At 68.5% G+C, this 16,449-nt stretch carries 11 protein-coding genes; 8 read left to right on the plus strand and 3 right to left on the minus strand.

Annotated features, from left to right (window positions below; genetic code table 11):
- Positions 1–46 precede the first annotated feature (46 nt).
- Positions 47–1,420 (plus strand): sulfotransferase, encoded by a 1,374-nt coding sequence (locus tag ACLZN2_RS12290; RefSeq protein ID WP_416978431.1) that lies wholly within the window; start codon positions 47–49, stop codon positions 1,418–1,420.
- Between the two features lie 20 nt (positions 1,421–1,440).
- Here ACLZN2_RS12290 and ACLZN2_RS12295 read toward each other — a convergent pair whose 3' ends face one another.
- Positions 1,441–2,406: a sulfotransferase domain-containing protein gene (locus ACLZN2_RS12295; RefSeq protein WP_416978432.1), complete on the minus strand. Its 966-nt coding sequence runs from the start codon at positions 2,404–2,406 to the stop codon at positions 1,441–1,443.
- On the opposite strand from ACLZN2_RS12295, the gene ACLZN2_RS12300 reads away from it, so the two are divergent.
- The 3 genes from ACLZN2_RS12300 (at position 2,407) to ACLZN2_RS12310 (ending at position 5,426) form a co-directional block, all read left to right on the plus strand.
- Positions 2,407–2,721: a hypothetical protein gene (locus ACLZN2_RS12300; protein ID WP_416978433.1), complete on the plus strand. Its 315-nt coding sequence runs from the start codon at positions 2,407–2,409 to the stop codon at positions 2,719–2,721. It abuts the gene before it with no gap.
- A 67-nt stretch (positions 2,722–2,788) separates the two neighbouring features.
- Positions 2,789–3,865 (plus strand): 4-hydroxyphenylpyruvate dioxygenase, encoded by a 1,077-nt coding sequence (gene hppD / locus ACLZN2_RS12305; protein ID WP_416978434.1) that lies wholly within the window; start codon positions 2,789–2,791, stop codon positions 3,863–3,865.
- A gap of 52 nt (positions 3,866–3,917) precedes the next feature.
- Complete coding sequence (locus tag ACLZN2_RS12310; RefSeq protein ID WP_416978435.1) at positions 3,918–5,426, plus strand: tryptophan 7-halogenase; 1,509 nt, start codon at positions 3,918–3,920, stop codon at positions 5,424–5,426.
- A 14-nt stretch (positions 5,427–5,440) separates the two neighbouring features.
- Here the strand turns inward: ACLZN2_RS12310 and ACLZN2_RS12315 are convergent, their stop codons facing one another.
- Positions 5,441–7,333: an ABC transporter ATP-binding protein gene (locus ACLZN2_RS12315; RefSeq protein WP_416978436.1), complete on the minus strand. Its 1,893-nt coding sequence runs from the start codon at positions 7,331–7,333 to the stop codon at positions 5,441–5,443.
- A 364-nt stretch (positions 7,334–7,697) separates the two neighbouring features.
- Between ACLZN2_RS12315 and ACLZN2_RS12320 the strand changes: the two genes are divergently transcribed.
- Positions 7,698–8,945: a PLP-dependent aminotransferase family protein gene (locus ACLZN2_RS12320; protein ID WP_416978437.1), complete on the plus strand. Its 1,248-nt coding sequence runs from the start codon at positions 7,698–7,700 to the stop codon at positions 8,943–8,945.
- Between the two features lie 4 nt (positions 8,946–8,949).
- On the opposite strand, the gene ACLZN2_RS12325 is transcribed toward ACLZN2_RS12320, so the two are convergent.
- Positions 8,950–9,675, minus strand: coding sequence for an aspartyl/asparaginyl beta-hydroxylase domain-containing protein (locus ACLZN2_RS12325; RefSeq protein WP_416978438.1), 726 nt, complete (start codon positions 9,673–9,675; stop codon positions 8,950–8,952).
- A 384-nt stretch (positions 9,676–10,059) separates the two neighbouring features.
- On the opposite strand from ACLZN2_RS12325, the gene ACLZN2_RS12330 reads away from it, so the two are divergent.
- The 3 genes from ACLZN2_RS12330 to ACLZN2_RS12340 form a co-directional block, all read left to right on the plus strand.
- Positions 10,060–10,914, plus strand: a complete 855-nt coding sequence (locus tag ACLZN2_RS12330) for an alpha/beta fold hydrolase (RefSeq protein ID WP_416978454.1) — start codon at positions 10,060–10,062, stop codon at positions 10,912–10,914.
- A complete protein-coding gene (locus tag ACLZN2_RS12335; protein ID WP_416978439.1) occupies positions 10,911–11,129 on the plus strand; it encodes an MbtH family protein in 219 nt (72 codons plus the stop codon). The genes ACLZN2_RS12330 and ACLZN2_RS12335 overlap by 4 nt, the downstream gene beginning before the upstream one ends.
- An 83-nt stretch (positions 11,130–11,212) precedes the next feature.
- On the plus strand, positions 11,213–16,449 hold a 5,237-nt coding region (locus ACLZN2_RS12340), incomplete at its 3' end, for an amino acid adenylation domain-containing protein (RefSeq protein WP_416978440.1).

A 16,449-nucleotide genomic window follows, 5' to 3' on the forward strand; every position in this document is an offset into this window, starting at 1 on the left:
AGCCCGGGCAAGCATCCGACAACGCGCGAGACACTGGAGGTGTGCGGTGAGGAGCCGTCAGCCCGACCCGGCAGGAACCGACACAGGAAACGGCCCGCACGATCCCGTCATCGCCGTCGCCCGCCGGCGGCTCGACGAACTGCGCACGGTCCGCACCCCGGTCGACGACTTCAGGACCGCCGTCAAGGACCTGGTGGTCGTCTCGTCCCCGTTCAGAGGCGGGACGACGCTGCTGACCGAGCTCCTGCGGCGTGCTCCCGACCTGCTGCACTTCCAGGCCGAGATGCAGCCCGTCCTGCGGCTCGCGGGATGGACGTACCCGGACAACGGGGCGGACTCCGAGCGGATCTCCGGCCTCGTCGGAGACGTGACGTTCCTCGAACAGGAGCTGGGAAGCGACGTAGGCAACCCGGTGAACGACTGGAACGGCGTCGACTGGTCGCGCTACGCCCAGGACGTCCTCTGGCGCTGGATCGTGCAGTGGCCCATGCTGCCGCTGACCCTGGCAGAGGTCGAGGACATGCTGGAGAAGGCCCTCGGCGACCAGGCGGCCGACGGGCCGGACCAGGGCGGCGATCCGGTGCGGTCGGTCGGCCTGGCCCTGCTGAGGATGCTGGCGACCCGCTACAAGGAGGTGAATCCCTACTACGCGGACGTGTCGCCGGCCGAGATCAGAAGCATCCTCCCGGACACGCCGCGGCCGAGCGGACCGCACGGGGACACGGTCATCGAGTTCGCCCCCCTCGCCGTCCCGAAACCGTGGAAGCGGGCGACGCGGCAGGACGTGGAGAGCCGGACGGTCATCACCAAGACACCGGTCAACGTCTACAAGATGGACGCCCTGCGCGCGCTCTTCCCCGAGGCCCGCATCAGGGTCATCCATCTCACGCGCAACCCGGGCGCGGCGATCAGCAGCTACCGGGAGGCGTGGCTCTCCCCCTGGTTCTTCAACGCTCCCGTGAGCACACCCCTGGACATCGCCGGATACACCGAGCCGGGACGCCCGTGGAGCCGTGACTGGTGGAAACTCGACTTCCCGCCGGGATGGCAGGACCTCACCCGGTCCCCGCTCGAGGAGGTCTGCGCCAGCCAGTGGTGCGCCTCGCACACCGCGATCTTCGACTTTCTCGCACAGAACAGGGACATCGACGTCCTCCGGCTCACGTACGAGGACCTGATCGGCACCGCGTCGGAGCGGACCCGGGCGATCGACGAACTGGCGGACTGGCTCGGCACGGACCGCTCGCACTTCCTGGAACCGGCGGTCCGGGGGATGACGCCCATGAACGCGATCACCCTGCCGAAGCGCGCGAAGTGGTACGGCAACCACGAGGTCCTGCGGCACGTGCTGCACAGCGAGGACGTGATGTCGCTGGCCGCCGAGATGGGCTACTCGCAGGACATGACGAACTGGCCGTGAGAGCCACTCCGCCCCCCCGCTCACCGGCGGTGAAGCCATCGCAGGAGGTCGGGGGGCGCCAGGGCGGCCGCACGGGCGTGATACCTCGACAGTTCACCGCCGGTCAGCAGAGCCGCGCCGGATCCGGACCCGCCCCGCCGGAAGAAGGCCGTGTTGTTCCTGGCCGGGCCCAGGGGCTGGATCCGGTCCGCGGCGGCGCGCATCCGCTCGAACGAGGCGGCCGTCACCAGGTCCGCCCAGTCGCCGCCTCCCGTGCCGAGACCGAGGTGCCGCCCCAGGCGGGTCATCTCCCCCGACAGGTCCACCGAAAGGTCCTCGTAGTGGACGAGGAGGATCCTGTCGTCGGCACGGCGGGACCAGGCGTCCGACAGGTGCCACATCATGCCCGACAGCGAGGACGGCTGCCCCTCGCGCGGGGAGTCGTCCTCGATCCACTGGGCCAGCCACTTCCGCGGCGACACCTGCTCCTGTTCGGGAGGCGAGTCGACGTTGCGGCTCTGGTGGTACAGCGAGATCGCGGTGTCCAGCGGGTGCCTGCCGACAACGATGTACGTGACCTCCGGCGCCATGACGATGTCGCTCAGCGGCGTATGCGTCTTGATCACCCGCCGGTGCGACTGGCCGGCCAACGAGGCGAACACCTCGTCGCGAGAGCACGCCATGTCGTCCAGCCAGGGGGACAGTCGAGGCATCGGTGCCGGGAGGTCCGCGGTCCGCAGGATCAGCAGGGCACACATCATCTGTACCCACGTGGTGCCACTCTTGGCAGGGGTGCTCACGACGATGTCGCCCGCTCTGAAAGGGAACTGACGCCACCTCGTGGTCCGCAGGAAGTCCCACAGCGAAAGGGCGACGGCACGGCCGCGATCGGTCAGCCCGATCCGCACCCGGCGGCGGTCGGCCGGGTCGACGCGCAGATCCAGATAGCCGTTTCCGACCAGGGCGTCCACGATTTCGCCGGCCTGCCGGTCGCTGATCCCCAGCACGTGCTTGAGACCACCGGCCGCCCCGCCGCGAAACGCCATGGCTCCCAGGACGAACGGCCCATGCGGTGGAAGGCCGTCGAACGCCGCCGCCGAGAGATGGGCGTCGAGGTCCGCCTGAAGATCGCTCGCTTCCCGGAGCAGGGAAAGGAGCTGCTCATCGCTGAAGGCAACAGGAAACACAGCTGTAGGTTATTGAGCGAATGCAATGCCGTCAATGTCGGGTGCACCGGCACGGCACGGCCGGAAATCGACGCGAAAACCATGCTGTTTCGCGTACGGCGGCCTTCGTTCCCCTTCACTGTGATCGTGGGGTAGCGTGCGACACATCGCTGCATCGAATGCCGCCCTCGCGCGGATGCGATTCTGATACCGGGGGAATCCCATGGACATTGGTGCGATCGATCATCTTGAGTTCTACGTGGCCGACGCGGAAAGCTCGGCTGATTTCCTCTGCGACGCGTTCGGCTTCCGGATACGGGGCCGCGGCGGGCCGGAGACCGGACTGCCCGGGTGCCGTTCGGTGCTGCTGCGCCAGCGCGGGATCACCCTCCTCCTGACGTCGGCACTCGGCGAGGACCATCCGATCGCCGACTACGTCCGGCGCCATGGTGATGGCGTCGCCGTCATCGCCGTCGGGACCGGCGACGCCGAGGCGGCGTTCACCGAGGCCGTGGCGCGTGGCGCCGCCGCCGTGGAACCTCCCGTCGTACGGGGGGAGGAGGGGGCGCGCGTCACGTTCGCCTCGGTGAGAGGGTTCGGTGACGTCGCGCAGCGCTTCGTCGAGCGCGATGAGGCCGACGGCGCCTTCGCCCCCGGCCTCATCGTCGAGGAGTGTCCGAAGGACACGGCGCCAGGGCTGCTGAAAAGCATCGACCACCTGGCCGTCTGTGTCCCCTCCGGTGAGCTCGACCGCACGGTGGACGACTACCGGTCGATATTCGGATTCACGCAGATATTCGAGGAGAGAATCATCGTCGGTGCCCAGGCGATGGACTCCAAAGTCGTCCAGAACGAGTCCGGCGGACTGACCCTGACGATCCTCGAGCCGGATATCACGAAGAAGCCGGGACAAATCGACGAGTTCGTCCGGGCTCACGACGGTGCGGGCGTGCAGCACGTGGCGTTCCTCGCCGACGACATCACGGCCGCCGTGCGTGAATTCTCGGAACGCGGTGTCCGCTTCCTGTCGACCCCGTCCAGCTATTACGACGTGCTGACCGAACGGCTCGGCCCGCTCGCGGTGCCGGTGGACGAACTGCGCGAGCTCAGCATCCTCGCCGACCGCGACCACTGGGGCCTGATGCTCCAGATCTTCACCGAATCACGGCACCCCCGGCAGACGCTGTTCTACGAGCTCATCGACCGGCGCGGCGGACGTACCTTCGGCAGCAACAACATCAAAGCCCTCTACGAGGCGGTCGACCGGCAGCACGCCGCCGGTCAGGAACTGAGCTACTGAGCACGGGTAGTGGCCACGGGCAGTCCGCGGTGCCACCGAGCGGAGGACCAGCATGGAGCAGGCGCAGACAGAAGAAGCCGACGTCGTCGTGGTGGGGGGCGGCCCGGCCGGCTCGACCCTCGCCGCTCTCGTCGCCCTCCAGGGACACCGGGTGGTGCTCCTGGAGAAGGAGAGGTTCCCGCGGTACCAGATCGGTGAGTCGCTGCTGCCGGCCACGGTGCACGGAGTCTGCCGCCTCACGGGCGTCGCCGACGAGCTGGCCGCCGCGGGCTTCACGAAGAAGCGCGGCGGAACGTTCCGCTGGGGAACGAACCCGGACCCCTGGACCTTCTCCTTCTCGGTGTCACCGAGGATGGCCGGGCCGTCGTCCTTCGCCTACCAGGTGGAGCGGTCGAAGTTCGACCAGATCCTCCTGGACCATGCCCGACGCCTCGGCGTGGACGTCCGGGAGGGGACGGCGGTGAGCCGGGTACTGGACGACGAGGCCCGGGTGCGCGGAGTCGGCTGCACCGGCGAGGACGGCACGCAGCACGAGATCCTGAGCAGGTACGTGGTCGACGCGTCCGGCAACAAGAGCCAGATCCACGGCAGCGCCCAAAGCACCAGGAAGTACTCGGACTTCTTCAGGAACCTCGCCCTCTTCGGCTACTTCACCGGCGGCAAACGGCTGCCCGAACCCAACTCCGGGAACATCCTCTCGGCCGCGTTCGGCAGCGGCTGGTTCTGGTACATACCGCTGACCCCCGAACTGACCAGTGTCGGGGCGGTGGTACGGCGCGACATGGCGCAGAAGGTCCAGGGCGACCCCGAGAAGGCGCTGCTCGCGCTGATCGACGAATGCCCTCTGATCAAGGAGTACCTGGCCGACGCCCAGCGCGTCACCACGGGCCAGTACGGGCAGTTGAGGGTGCGCAAGGACTACTCCTACCAGGCCACGGCGTACTGGCGTCCCGGCATGGTCCTCATCGGCGACGCCGCGTGTTTCGTGGACCCCGTGTTCTCGTCCGGCGTGCACCTCGCCACCTACAGTGCCCTGCTGGCCGCGCGCTCGATCAACAGCGTCCTCGCGGGGAGGGTCGACGAAGAGAGGGCCTTCCGGGAGTTCGAGGCCAGATACCGCCGTGAGTACAGCGTCTTCTACGAGTTCCTCGTCGCCTTCTACGACATGAACGCCACCGAGGGGTCGTACTTCTGGCAGGCGAAGCAGGTCACCGGCAGCTCCGGGACCGAGTTCGAGTCGTTCATCGAACTCGTCGGCGGTGTCGCCTCCGGGGAGACCGCTCTCACCAACGGGCGGACCACCGTGGCGGATCTCAGGTCGAGGTCGGTGGAGTTCTCGGAAGCGGTGGACCAGCTCGCCACGGGCGGCGACGCGACCATGGTCCCCCTCTTCCGCTCCCAGGTGGTGCGCAACGCGATGCGGGAGAGCGGCCAGATCCAGAGCCAGGCGATGCTGGGGGAGGACTCCGAGGACGAGACCCCGCTCTTCCCCGGCGGGCTGGTCGGCTCACCGGACGGGATGTTCTGGCAGACCCCGCGGGGCGGGACGACGGCGCGGTAGCGACCGGCCGTCGCTCACGGCTCCGCCGTCGCCGTCTTCTGTGGGGCGAACTGCGTGCGGTACACCTCCGCGTAGAGACCGCCGGCCGCGAGCAGTTCCTCATGGGTCCCGCGCTCGGCGATCCTGCCCGCGTCGATGACCAGGATCTGGTCGGCGTCGCGGACCGTGGCGAGCCGGTGCGCGATCACGAGCGATGTCCTGCCCTCCAGCGCGGTCGTCAGAGCGCGCTGGACGGCCGCCTCCGACTCCGAGTCCAGGTGCGCGGTCGCCTCGTCCAGCACCACGACCGACGGGGACTTCAGCAGCAGCCGTGCCATGGAGATCCGCTGCTTCTCGCCGCCGGAGAGGCGGTGGCCGCGATCACCCACGACGGTGTCGAGCCCGTCGGGCAGCGAGGAGATCACGTCCCAGACCTGTGCGGCACGACACGCCTCGACGATCTCCCGCTCGGCCGCGTCGGGCCGGGCATAGGCCAGGTTGGCCCTGATCGTGTCATGGAACAGATGGGCGTCCTGACTGACCACACCGATCGTCTCCCGGAGCGACTCCAGGGTCACGTCCCGGATGTCGTGGCCGCCGATGCGCACGGTCCCCGAGTCGGGGTCGTACAGCCTGGGCACCAGCCGGGTGACCGTCGTCTTGCCCGACCCGGAACGGCCCACCAGTGCCGTCAGACGACCGGCGGGCGCGCGGAAGCTCACCCCGTCCAGGACCTTCACACGGTCCGCGCGTTCGGGGACGACCGCGGCGATCGACTCCAGGGACGCCAGGGAGACCTCGCCCGCGGCCGGGTAGCTGAACGAGACCCCGTCGAACTCGATCTCCGGCGCGCCCTCGTCCGAGGCGGTAGTGACGGGGCGGGCACCGGGACGCTGAGTGATGAGCGGCTTCAGGTCCAGCACCTCGAAGACCCGGTCGAAGCTCACCAGCGCGGTCAGCACGTTCACCTGCATGTTCGACAGCTGGTTGATCGGACCGAACAGCCGGGTCAACAGGGTGATGAGCGCGACCAGGGTGCCGAGCTGGAACTTCCCGTCGATGACGAGGCTGCCGCCGAACCCGTACATGAGCGCCGTGATCAGAGAGGTCACCAGGCCCATGAGAAGGAAGAAGGAGCGTCCGTACACCGCGGTGACCGTCGCGATGTCGCGGACCCGGCCCGCCCGGCCCTCGAACAGTTTGGACTCGTCGTCCGGCCGCCCGTAGAGCTTGACGAGCAGCGCGCCCGCGACGTTGAACCGCTCGTTCATCATGGAGGCTATGTCGGCGTCCAGTTGCATCTGCTCCCGGGTGAGCCGCTGCAGCCTCTTCCCGATCATTTTCCCCGGAAGCAGGAACAGGGGAATCACCACCAGCGCGGCGACCGTCATCTGCCAGGACAGGTAGAACATGGCGGCGAACACGAGAAGCAGCGTGAGAACGGTGGACACCGCCTGCGACAGCAAGGACGTCACCGCCGTGTGCGCGCCCACGACGTCCGTGTTGAGCCTGCTGACGAGGGACCCGGTCTGCGCCCGCGTGAAGAACGCCAGGGGCTGGCGCTGCACATGCCGGAACACCTGGGTGCGCAGGTCGTAGATGAGGTCCTGGCTGATCCGGGCCGAGCACCTGATCTGCACGTAGAGGACCAGCATGTCGAGCAGCGCCAGCGCGGCGATCGCCAGGGACAGCGCGACGACGACCGAGAGCCGGCCCGGCACGACACCGTCGTCGATGATCGACTTGAGGATCAGCGGATTCGTCACGGTGATGACCGCGTCGGACGCCGTCACGAGCATCAGCAGTCCCAGACGCCACCGGTACGGCTTCGCATAGGGGATGATCCGTTTGAGCGTGCCGGGCTTGACCTGCTGGCGGGTGACCGAGTCACCGAGGCGCAGCCCAGCCGGCCCCGTGCCTCCAGCCATGGGGGCGCGGACCTCCTTCGTCATCATGTTCCGCGTCGTGTGGGAGCCTGGCCGCGGGCAGACCGGAAGGCGAAATGCATCCGCCTCTTCGCTCGTCTCTCGCCTCTTCGTCGGCAATTCGTCAGCCGAGTATCCCCGTTGCGGGTTCGGCTGACAACACGCTTCCCGCCTCCGCCGATTGCGCGCTCGCGGTCACTGGTTTGCGGTCACTGGTGAAACCCGGAGACGCGCTGTTAGCATCCCGGACCAGCGCACACCCCGGAATTCGTGCAGGAGGGTGACGTTGACAACCGAGAATCTCCCCGGAGTCGTACTCCACAGGGCCGATCTCCACGGCAGCGTGTCGGATCCCACGCTGGACACAATGAATTTCCTCAACGAGATCACCCTGCGATATCCGCAAGCCATCTCGTTCGCCCCGGGCCGCCCCTACGACGGTTTCTTCGACACCGGCCAGATATTCCAGCACATTCAGCGATACCTGGATCACCTCGCGGACAACGGAAATTCTCCGGAGGACATCCGCGACGCGATGTTCCAGTACGGCCCGACCGCCGGGCGGATCCGTGAACTGATCGCCGAGTCGCTGCGCCAGGACGAGGGCATCGACGTCGCCCCGGAATCCGTCGTGGTCACCGTGGGCTGCCAGGAGGCGATGCTCCTGGCCGTGCGGGCGCTCGTCGCCGACCGCGACGACGTACTCCTGGTGGCCAGCCCCTGCTACGTCGGGATCACGGGTGCCGCCCGCCTCCTGGACGTCGAACTGGTCCCGGTCGAAGAACAGGAGGACGGGTTCCGCTGTGCCGACCTGGAGCAGGCGATCCGGGCCCAGTCCGCACGAGGCCGCCGGCCGCGCGCGTTCTACGTCGTACCCGACCACTCGAACCCGTCCGGCGCCACGATGCCGCTGCGGACCCGGCACGAACTGCTGGACCTGGCCGACCGTCACGACTTCCTCGTGCTGGAGGACAGCCCCTACCGGTTGGTGAGCGGCGGACAGCGGCTGCCGACGCTGAAGGCCCTCGACCGGCGCCGCCGGGTGGTGCATCTGGGCTCCTTCTCGAAGTCGCTGTTCCCGGGCGCCCGCCTGGGGTTCGCCGTCGCGGACCAGCCGGTCGCGGACACGACGGGCCGGACCGGGCTGCTGGCGGACGAACTGGCCAAGATCAAGAGCATGGTGACGGTCAACACGTCGCCGCTGAGCCAGGCCGCTGTCGCCGGCATGCTGCTCGCGGGCGGTGGACAGGCCGCCGGGCTCAACCACGAGACGTCGGCCTTCTACCAGGAGGCCATGCAGTCCACCCTCCGGCAGCTCGAGCGGCGCTTCCCGCCCGGCGTCCGCGAAGCCCTGCACGTCCGGTGGAACGCGCCGAGCGGCGGCTTCTTCCTCACCGTCCGGGTTCCGTTCCGCGCGGACAACGAGGCGCTCGCCCGGTCCGCGCAGGACTTCGGCGTCATCTGGACACCGATGTCCTACTTCTATCCCCAGGGCGGCGGCGACTTCAGCATCCGCCTGTCGACGAGCTACCTGACCCGGGCCGACATCACCGAGGGCATCGACAGGCTGGGCGACCACATCGAGCACGAGGCGCAGCGCGTCGATCGGACGTGACCGGCTACGCCTTGCCGGCACGCAACTGCTCGAACCGCTCCTCCCAGGCCTCCTGGTTCCGCCGGGCACTCTTGATGAAGGGGGACTGGGAGATCGTCCAGATGACGAGCCGGTTGACGAGGCTGAAGGGGAAGCGAACCGGCCGGACGACGTCCAGGAACAGCACGACCCGGTCCTCCTCGGTCTCGTTCCAGGCCGAGTGCGGATAGGTGTCGTCGAAGAACATTCCCTCACCTTCCCGCCAGTGCCGCGTCTCGCCGCCGACTTCGATGCCGCAGGATTCGGCAGGCTCGGGGATCTTCAGCGCGAGGTGATACCGCAGGACACCGTTGTAGGGGCCGCGGTGCACGGGCAGCCGCTTTCCGGGGCCGAACACCGAGAAGAAGGCGGTCGTCAGACCCGGGATACCGGCGAGTGCCTCGGCGGTCTTCGGGCACCTTCGGAGATTGTCGGCGGAGGTGAAGCCGTACCCGTGGAAAATGAATGTCTTCCACTGGTCGTCCTGGGTCAGTGCGCGCTGCACCTGGGAGATGTCCTGGAAGTTCGGCAAGTCGTCCCGGTACGACAACACCGTGTCCAGCTCCGCCCGTATCTCCTGCCAGCGTGCCTCGATGAGGTGCGCCCAGGGGAACTTCTCGTCGGTGATGAACGGGGTCGTGGGCACGAGGGAGTGCTGACGGTTCTTCCTCTCCGTCCAGTGGACGACTTTTCTCACGTACTTGCGGATCATCCGTCTCTCCTCCACCGGAATTGTCGCGTCAGCCTCGGGGATTTTTCGCCGGTACCGCACTCACTCCCGACACACCATAGGGACTCGGCACACCGAAGTCAGTTGTCGGCGGCCCGGAACGTCTGCTGTTCAAGTGCGTCCACGCCGCAGTTGAACAGCACCCGTCGTATTGCGCCGCCCTGGCCGACGAGACAGTATTCGTCGGGGCTGGCTCCTTGGTCATGAGGCCATGTGGTGCTGCCATGCCCCAGCCGTAACGGGACGATGAGGACCGGGTTCGAGGGCCGGCCGATCGTCTGCTCGCAAAAGGGGAGGAAGACCGGCTCGTGGGCCACGTCATGGCGACCCGTCACAACGACAATTGCCGGACCATGGGAAGCGGATATGGCGCTGAGTGGTGAACACGTGCCTCAGTTGCTGACCAATGGCATCCGACTCGCTTATCAACGGCACGGATCGGGCGAGCCGGTTCTTTTCATCATGGGCACGGGCGCCGCCGGACGGGTGTGGACCGTGCACCAGACTCCGGCGATCGTCCGCGCGGGCTACGAGGCCATCACCTTCGACAACCGCGGAATCCCGCCGTCCGACCGTCCTCCGGGCAGATACGCACTCGCGGACATGGTGAGCGACACGAGAGGCCTGATCGAAGGGCTGGGGCTGGCACCCTGCCGGATCGTCGGGGTCTCCCTGGGCGCCCTCATCGCGCAGGAGCTGCTGATCACATCCCCGCACCTCGTCCACTGTGCCGTGCTGATGTCGACCAAGGCGCGTTCCGACGCGGCCCGGCGCGCGCACGAGGCGGCTCATCGCGTGCTCGCGGAATCCGGCGTCCAGCTCCCGCCGGAGTACTCCGCGGCCACGTCGGTCTTCCAGATGCTCTCACCCGCCACCCTTGACAACGAGGACGCGATCTCACTCTGGCTGGATGTCTTCCAACTCCCCGACAACGGCGGGGGTGTGGCCGCGGGACAGACCTGGGCCGGTCTCGCCGGCGCCGATCGGCGCCCGGCACTGCGGAATGTCACGGCCCCCTGCCGGGTCATCGCGTTCTCCGACGATCTCATCACGCCCCCTCTGCTGGGCGCCGAAGTCGCCGAAGCCATTCCGGACTGCGACTTCGTCGAGATCGCGGCCTGCGGCCACCTCGGCTACCTCGAACGCCCCGACGACGTCAACGCGAGCATCATCGAGTTTCTGCGGAAGAACGACGACCGACCCGAAAGGAAACCAAAATGACGAACCCGTTCGAGGACCCCGACGCCGACTACCTCGTGCTCATGAACGACGAAGGCCAGCATTCGCTGTGGCCCACGTTCGTCGACGTGCCGGCGGGGTGGCAGGTGATATTCGGAGAGAAGAGCCGCCAGGAATGCCTGGACTTCATCGAGTCGAACTGGCGTGACCTCCGTCCCAAGAGCCTGATCGAAGCGATGGAAAAGAGCCAGTCCTGACACGTTGAAGGTCGGTCCGCCGACCGGACGCGAAGTGGGCAACTGTGTCACCAACGGGCGGTCGACAGTCGAGGAGTCCAGGTATGCATGCTGCGGTTGACGGTCGGGAGCTGACGGCGGCGCAGCGGGCCATCTGGAACGCCCAGCAACTCGGGCCGACCGACCCGATCCACACCGTCGGTGAATACCTGGATATCCAAGGAGATCTGGACGTCGATCTCTTCGTGGCCGCGCTTCGCCGGATGCTGCGCGAAGCCGACACGTTCCACGCCTGTTTCCGAGGTACGGAAACCGAGGTGCGGCAATATCCCGTGCCGCCCCACACGCTTCCCGTCCACGTTCTGGACTTCAGCTCGTCCGACAGCCCCGCGGCGGCCGCGCTCGACTGGATGCGGACCGACATGAAACGGCCGCTCGATCTCGCGCAGGGGCCGCTGGTCACCAACGCGGTTCTGCGGATAGCGGAGCGACGTCACTTCTGGTACCAGAGCGCCAGTCATCTCGTGAGCGACGGGTTCAGCGGCGCCGTGCTGGTCGCCAGGCTGGAACAGATCTACGCCGCGCTTTTGGCGAAGAACGACCCGTCCGGACCCGCACTGCCGTCGTCCGCCTTCCTGCTGGAAGCGGACCTCGCGTACCGGCGGTCGGCGGAATTCGTGAAGGACGGAGAATTCTGGCGCGAGTCGCTCGCGGACTGCCCCGAGACGGTGACGGTGAGCGGTTCTCCCGTCCGCCGGGCACAGTTCCTGCCCCGTCGGCACGTGTTGGAGATCGACGTGGACCAGGCGGCGCGGGTCAGATCGGCCGCCCGAGGGCTCGGAACCAGTCTGGCCGGACTGGCGCTCGCGGCGGGCGCCACCTGGCTCCACCGGTTCACCGGGGCCGACGACGTCACCATGGGCGTTCCCGTGCTGGGGCGAACCGGCAGGACGCGTGCGATTCCCGGGATGAGCAGCAACGTCGTCCCCGTACGCTCACACCTGGACCCCCGCGCCCCCCTGGCGGACGTGGTACGGGCCACGTCACGGAACGTCCGCGCCGCGCTCAGGCACCAGCGCTACCAGCACACGGACATGCTCAGAGACCTCAACCGGGTGGGCTCGGGACCCCTCTTCGGTACGACGGTCAACGTCATGTCCTTCGACTACGGGGTGCGCTTCGGGGACTGCACGGCGACGGCCCACAACCTTTCGAACGGCCCCGTCGACGACATCGACATCTCCCTGTACGACCGATCGGCCGATGCGGCGCTCCAGATCGCCGTGGACGTGAACCCCGAAACCTACAGCTCCCACGACGCCGAGGACGTGGCCCGACGCTTCGTGAACGTCCTGTCCTGGATGTCCCATGCCGCTCCCACCGAGCGAGCCGGGCGTGTGCACGTCCTGTCGGATGCGGAACGGCACCAGGTGGTGGCGGGTTGGAACGACACGGCGGTGGCCGTCGCCGATGTGTCGTGGCCGGTGTTGTTCGCGGAGCGGGTGGCGTCGGTGCCGGGTGCGGTGGCGGTGGTGAGCGGTGAGGAGGAGCTGACGTTCGCGGAGTTGGATGTGCGGGCGTCGCGGTTGGCTGGGGTGTTGGTGTCTCGTGGCGTGGGCCCCGAGTCGGTGGTGGGGGTGATGTTGGAGCGGTCGGTGGATCTGGTGGTGGCGCTGCTCGCGGTGTGGAAGGCGGGGGGTGCGTATCTGCCGGTGGATCCGGCGTATCCGGCGGAGCGGATCGGGTTCATGCTGGCGGACGCGGGGCCGGTGTGTGTGGTGACGGTGGGTGGTCTGGCGCCGGGGCTGGGTGTGCCGGTGGTGTGTGTGGACGACCCGGCTCTGGTCATGGAGCTTGCGGCGGTGGACCTGGAGGTGGTGCCGGGGCCGGTGCGGCCGGATGCGGCGGCGTATGTGATGTACACATCGGGGTCGACGGGCGTGCCGAAGGGTGTGGTGGTCACTCAGCGGGATCTGGTCGAGCTGGTGTCCGACCGCTGCTGGGGCGAGTCGGCACGGGTGCTGGGGTATGCGCCGTACGCGTTCGACGCCTCGGTGCTGGAGCTGTGGGTCACCCTGGCGGGTGGCGGGGCGGTGGTGCTGGCTCCGGCGGGCGAGCTGGACGGCGGGCTGATCCGTTCGCTGGTCGGCGCGCGAGCGTTGACTCATGTGTTCGTCACGGCAGGGCTGTTGCGGGTGTTGGCGGAGGAGGATCCGGGGTGCTTCGCCGGGCTGCGTGAGGTGCTGACGGGCGGGGACGTGGTTCCCGCGTCGGCGGTGGCGTCGGTGCTGGAGGCGTGTCCGGGCGTGACGGTGCGGCATCTGTACGGGCCGACCGAGATCACGTTGTGCGCGACGCAGTATGTGGCTGCCGATGCCGGGGCGGTGCCGGAGGTGCTGCCGATCGGCCGGCCGTTGGACAACACCCGCGTGTACCTCCTCGACGGGTATCTGCACCCGGTTCCGCCCGGGGTGGCGGGCGAGCTGTATGTGGCGGGGGCGGGGCTGGCCCGCGGCTACCACGGCCGGCCGGCCCTGACCGCCGAACGCTTTGTGGCGTGTCCGTTCGGTGGTGTGGGTGAGCGGATGTACCGGACGGGGGATCTGGCCCGCTGGACGGCTGATGGCGAGCTGGTGTTCGTGGGGCGGGCCGACGACCAGGTGAAGGTGCGGGGCTTCCGGGTCGAGCCCGCGGAGGTCGAGGCGGTTCTGGCCGCCCATCCGCAGGTTGCTCAGGCGGTGGTGGTCGCCCGTGAGGACAGTGCCGGTGACAAGCGCCTCGTCGCGTACGTCGTCCCGGACGGCGACGACACCGATGCCCGGCCGGACGACGGCCTGGCCGCGGACCTGCGTGGTCACGCCGCCGGGCGACTGCCCGGTCACATGGTCCCCACGGTGATCGTGTCCTTGTCCGCGCTGCCCCTGACCGCCAACGGCAAGCTCGACCGCGCCGCACTGCCTGAGCCGGGAATCGCGGAGACGAGCGGTGGGCGTGAGCCCGCCTCCCGTGCGGAGCGCCTGCTGTGCGAGGCCTTCGCCGACGTACTGGGCCTGGAACGGGTCGGGCCGGACGACGACTTCTTCGGTCTGGGCGGGCACTCTCTGCTGGCCACCCGTCTGGCGTCCCGGGTCCGGGCACGCCTCGGTGTCGAGCTGGGCGTCCGGACGCTCTTCGAGGCGCCGACTCCGGCGGGTCTGGTCGCGCGTCTCGGCGAGACCGGTCCGGCGCGCGCGCGTCTGGTGAGGAGGGAGCGGCCCGGCCGGGTGCCGTTGTCGTTCGCGCAGCGGCGGTTGTGGTTCCTGGCGCAGCTGGAGGGACCGAGTCCGACGTACAACCTGCCGGCCGCGTTGCGCCTGACCGGGCGGGTCGACGTCGACGCGCTGGGGGCGGCGCTGTCGGATGTCGTCGCGCGTCACGAGGTGCTGCGCACGGTGTTCCCCGTGCTGGACGGTGAGCCGTTCCAGCAGGTGCTGGCGCCCGGCGAGGTGGCGCCGGTACTGCTGCGGGTCACGCGGGCCGCCGAGGAGCAGGTGGCGGAGCTGGTGGCGGCTGAGGCACGGTACGGCTTCGACCTCTCGGCGCAGGTGCCGGTGCGAGCGCTGCTGATCGAGACCGGTCCGGACGTTCATGTGCTGGTGCTGGTGATTCACCATGTCGCGGGTGACGGCTGGTCGCTGGGGCCACTGGCTCGTGACCTCTCCCGTGCGTATGCCGCGCGGTGTGAGGGGCGTGCGCCGCAGTGGGAACCGTTGCCGGTGCAGTACGCGGACTACACGCTGTGGCAGCGGGAGGTGCTGGGCGAGGAGGAGGATCCCGGCAGCGTACTGGCCGACCAGGTCCGCTACTGGCGTGCGGCGTTGGCGGGGTCACCCGCGGAACTCGTGCTGCCGGCGGACCGGGTGCGGCCTGCCGTTGCCTCGCATCGGGGTCACACGGAGGCGCTGGACGTCCCCGAGGACGTGTACGCCGGCCTGGCGGCGTTGGCGCGCGAGCAGGGCGTCACGGTGTTCATGGTGGTCCAGGCGGCGTTGGCGGTACTGCTGTCGCGGCTGGGCGCGGGGGAGGACATCCCCGTCGGGACGGCGGTGGCGGGGCGCACCGACCAGACCCTGGACGAGTTGGTCGGATTCTTCGTCAACACGCTGGTGCTGCGTACGGATCTGTCCGGGGATCCCTCGTTCACCGACGTTCTCGGGCGGGTGCGGGAAACCAGCCTGGCGGCCCTGGAACGTCAGGACGTGCCCTTCGAGCGACTCGTGGAGCTGCTCGCACCGGACCGGTCGCTGTCCCGGCATCCCCTGTTCCAGGTGATGCTCACCGGTCAGACCGCGGACGAGGCAGCCTTGGACCTGCCCGGTCTGCGGGTGACGTCGACACCGGTGGGGCAGCTGCCCGCCAGGTTCGACCTGGACATCGCGGTGGGCGAGGTGACCGCCGGCGACGGCCGGACCGTGGGGTTGCGGGGGTCGGTGACGGGCTCGGCGGATCTCTTCGATCCGGAAACCGTCAAGTCGATCACTGACCGGTTGGTACGCGTGTGTGAGGCGGTGGTCGCTGATCCGCGGGTGCGGGTGAGCCAGGTCCAGGTGCTGTCGGAGGCTGAACGACGGCGGGTGGTGGAGGAGTGGAACGACACGGGTGTGGTGGTGCCGGGGGTGACGTTGCCGGAGTTGTTCGAGGCGCAGGTGGTGCGGACTCCGGACGCGGTGGCGGTGGTGTGCGGTGATGAGCGGGTGACGTACGCGGAGTTGGACGAGCGTGCGTCGCGGCTGGCCGGGGTGTTGGCGGCGCGTGGGGTGGGCGCGGAGTCGGTGGTGGCGGTGATGTTGGAGCGGTCGGTCGATCTGGTCGTGGCGTTGCTGGCGGTGTTGAAGGCCGGTGCCGCGTATCTGCCGGTGGATCCGTCGTATCCGGCCGACCGGATCGGGTTCGTGCTGGACGATGCGGGGCCGGTGTGCGTGGTGACCACGGGTGTACTGACAGGTGTGCTTCCTGCGGGCCTTGGTGTGCCGGTGGTGTGTGTGGAGGCGGTGGGGGTGGCTGATGAGGTGATGGCGCCGGTGCGTACGGGGCTGGGGGGTGCGGCGTATGTGATGTACACGTCGGGGTCGACGGGCGTGCCGAAGGGTGTCGTGGTGTCGCATGCGGGGATTGTGAACCGGTTGTTGTGGATGCAGGGCCGGTTCGGGCTGGGTGCGGATGATGTGGTGTTGCAGAAGACGTCGGTGAGTTTTGACGTGTCGGTGTGGGAGTTGTTCTGGCCTTTGTCGGTGGGTGCGCGTCTGGTGTTGGCGCGGCCGGGTGGGCAGGGGGATCCGGCGTATCTGTCGGAGGTGATCCG

Origin of the sequence: Streptomyces sp. T028, from assembly GCF_048159505.1 — a bacterium.
In the GTDB taxonomy this organism is placed as follows: Bacteria; Actinomycetota; Actinomycetes; order Streptomycetales; family Streptomycetaceae; genus Streptomyces.